The sequence below is a fragment of the Acrocarpospora phusangensis genome (assembly GCF_016862995.1).
Lineage (GTDB): Bacteria > Actinomycetota > Actinomycetes > Streptosporangiales > Streptosporangiaceae > Acrocarpospora > Acrocarpospora phusangensis.
This window is the reverse complement of sequence record NZ_BOOA01000176.1, coordinates 1-3,013: the sequence shown is the minus strand read 5'-3', so window position 1 is coordinate 3,013 and position 3,013 is coordinate 1. Positions and strand designations below refer to the sequence as shown.

Annotated in this window: 2 protein-coding genes; both read right to left on the bottom strand. The window is 70.7% G+C overall.

What is annotated here, in order from left to right:
- Positions 1 to 119: 119 nt before the first annotated feature.
- Positions 120 to 1,691 (bottom strand): chitinase, encoded by a 1,572-nt coding sequence (locus Aph01nite_RS40735; protein ID WP_239162356.1) that lies wholly within the window; start codon positions 1,689 to 1,691, stop codon positions 120 to 122.
- 10 nt (positions 1,692 to 1,701) lie between these two features.
- A partial coding sequence (locus Aph01nite_RS40730; protein WP_204046446.1) for a chitinase occupies positions 1,702 to 3,013 on the bottom strand: 1,312 nt, incomplete at its 5' end.

Sequence of the window (3,013 nt, the reverse complement as noted above, 5' to 3'; positions counted from 1 at the left end):
GGGGGCCGCGTGCGCGGGCGTGGCCACGGCCACGGCGCCGGTGAGGGCGATCGCGAGCGCCGCGAGACCCGCGCCCACCCGCCGTCCGGCTAAGAACCGAAATTTCATGATCTGTCCCATCAGAGCGCGTTGAGGTACGGACGATGGCTGCGGGAGAACTCGAACCCGTGGTACTTGTCCCAGTTGATCGACCAGGTCATCAGGCCCCGCAGGTTCGGATAGACCCCGCGCGGCCGGTACGTGCCGCACCCGGTCCCCTTGGCGAGACAGGTGAACGCCTTCTGCACCTCGGCCACGGTGGTGAAGCCGTTGCCGGCGTACGGCGCGGCGGGCAGGCCGATGGCGACCTGGTCCTGGCGCAGGGCGGGGAAGACGTCGGCCGTGTTGCCCCGGACCGGGAAGCCGGCGAGCAGCATGTCGGTCATGGCGACGTGGAAGTCGTGGCCGCCCATGGTGTGGTACTGGTTGTCCAGGCCCATGATCGGGCCGGAGTTGTAGTCCTGCACGTGCAGCAGGGTCAGGTCGTTCCGCATGGCGTGGATGACCGGCAGGTAGGAGGCGGAGCGCGGGTCCGCGCCGCCGGTGCCGGGTCCGTAGAACTGGTAGCCGAGCTGGACGAAGAACGTCTCGGGGGCCATGGTGAGCACGAAGCGGGAGCCGTACCTGGTCTTGAGGGCGCGGAGCGCGGCGATCAGGTTGACCACGACCGGGGTGGTCGGGTTGCGGAAGTTCGTGTCGCCCTGGTTGAGGTAGAGGGAGTGGCCCTCGAAGTCGATGTCCAGGCCGTCCAGGCCGTACTTGTCGATGATCGCGCCGACCGACTGCACGAACTTGTCGCGGGCGGCGGTGGTGGTGAGCTGCACTTGGCCGTTCTGGCCGCCGATGGAGATCAGGACCTTCTTGCCGGCGGCCTGTTTGGCCCGGATGCCGGCGATGAACTGGGCCTCGGTCTCGACGTTGGGGCATTCGGCGACCGGGCACTGGCTGAACCGGATGTCGCCGGAGGTGACGCTGGTGGGCTCGCCGAACGCGAGGTTGATGAAGTCCCACTCGGTGGGCACATCCGCCATCCGGATATATCCGGAGCCGTTGGCGAATGAGGCGTGGAGGTAGCCGACCATCCACCGGTTGCCGACCGGCGTGGGCGGGCTCGGCGACGGGCTGGGGGACGGCGACGGCGACGGGGAGGGCGAGGGTGACGGTGACGGGGAGGGCGGCACCGTGCCGGGACCGTCGAAGACGACGTCGTCGGCGTAGTAGGTGCCCTGCCCGTGCCAGCCGTTGACGTAGATCGTCACGCTGGTCTGGCCGGGGGCCGTGGTGAAGTTGCGGGTCAGCTGCGTCCAGGCCGCGCCGGGCGCGGCCCAGATCTCGCCGAACCCGACCGCGCCGAGGAACACGAAGTTCCCCCGGACCCAGGCCGACAGCGCGTACGCGGTGCTGGGCCGCACGGTGATCGTCTGCTGGCAGCGCGCGACGTCGCTGCCGGCGGGGGTGGCGGCCAGGGCCCTGGCGCCGCCGTGCACGGGTGTGGTCACCGCCTGGGCCCCGGCGGCGCAGGTCCATCCGGCCAGGCCGGACTCGAACCCGGGATTGCTCGCGATGTTGGCTGCTCGGGCGGGCTGGGCCACCAGCACCGCCCCGAAGACGGTCAGCGCTGCCGCCGCCACCGCCATGCGGATGCGGTTCATCGGGGATTCCTTAGGGAAGCGTCGCGAGGTGCGGCTTGACGGTCCTGGAGAAGTTCCAGTTGTTGCTGGCGTCCCAGTTGATCGACCAGGTCATCGCGCCCCGGATCGCCGGGTACGCCCGCGGCGGCACGAAGCTGCCGCAGTTGGTGCGGGTGGCCAGGCAGGTCAGCGCCTGGTTGACCAGCGCGGGCGAGACCACGCCGCCGCCGGCCGCGCCGGGTCCCGCGGGCAGGCCGAGCGCCACCTGGTCGGGCCGCAGGCCGTTCTCCAGCTGGATGCAGGCCAGCGCGGTCATGAAGTTGACCGTGCCCTGGCTGTACGCGAAGGACTGGTCGCAGCCGAGCATCGAGCCGGAGTTGTAGAACTGCATGTGCACGACGGTGAGGATGTCCCTGATGGCCAGGGCCAGCTTGAAGTACTCCATGCCGGTGGACTGCATGTCGATCGTCTGCGGGGCCATCGTGATGATCAGGCCGCTGCCGGCCTTGGCGCGCAGCTGGCGCAGGGCCTCGCCCATCCACTGGGCGTTGAGGCCGTTCTCCAGGTCGATGTCCACGCCGTCGAAGCCGTAGCTCTGCATGATGGCGAAGACCGAGTTGGCGAACGTGGCCGCGGCGGACGCGCTGGCCACCTGGACCCGGCCGAGCTCGCCGCCGACCGAGAGGATGACCTTCTTGCCGCGCGAGTGCAGGGTCTGCACGTCGGCCCGGAACTGGGCGTCGGTGTAGCCGCCGAGCGCGCTGGACAGGCCGGGGTCGAGCCCGAAGACGACCTGACCCGGGGTGGTGGTGGCCTCGCCGAAGGCGATGGCGACCAGGTCGTACTCGTTGGGTACGGCGGACAGGCGCAGTTCGGTGGCGGCGTTGACGAAGTTGTGCCAGTACCCGGTGAGGAAGTGCCTGGGCAGCGGGCCGATCGGGCATCCGGTGGTGGAGCCGCCGACGGGGTCGCTGGCGGCGGACTCGCCGACCGAGTTGTAGGCGCGCACGGTGTAGGTGTGCGAGGTGCAGACGCCGAGGCCACTGACGGTGGCGGAGGTGCCGGTCACGGTGGCGCGCAGCGTGGTGCCCTCGTAGACGCGGTAGCCGGTCACGGTGCCGCTGGAGGCGCCCCAGGACAGCGAGATCGCGGTGTTGGTGACGCCGGTGACCGACGGCGTGCCGGGCTTGCCGGGCACGTTCGGCCCCGGCGGGGAGGGTGACGGCGAGGGAGACGGGTTGGTCCCGCCGCCGCAGGCCGCGCCGTTCAGGGTGCAGTTGCTGACCACGGCGCCGGCGCCGCCGGGACTGCCGTTGAAGCCGAAGCTGGCCGTGCCACCCGGC

Bases quoted from the DNA above. Each gene is read 5' to 3' on its own strand.
- Aph01nite_RS40735 (WP_239162356.1), bottom strand. From the start codon at position 1,691: ATGAACCGCATCCGCATGGCGGTGGCGGCGGCAGCGCTGACCGTCTTC.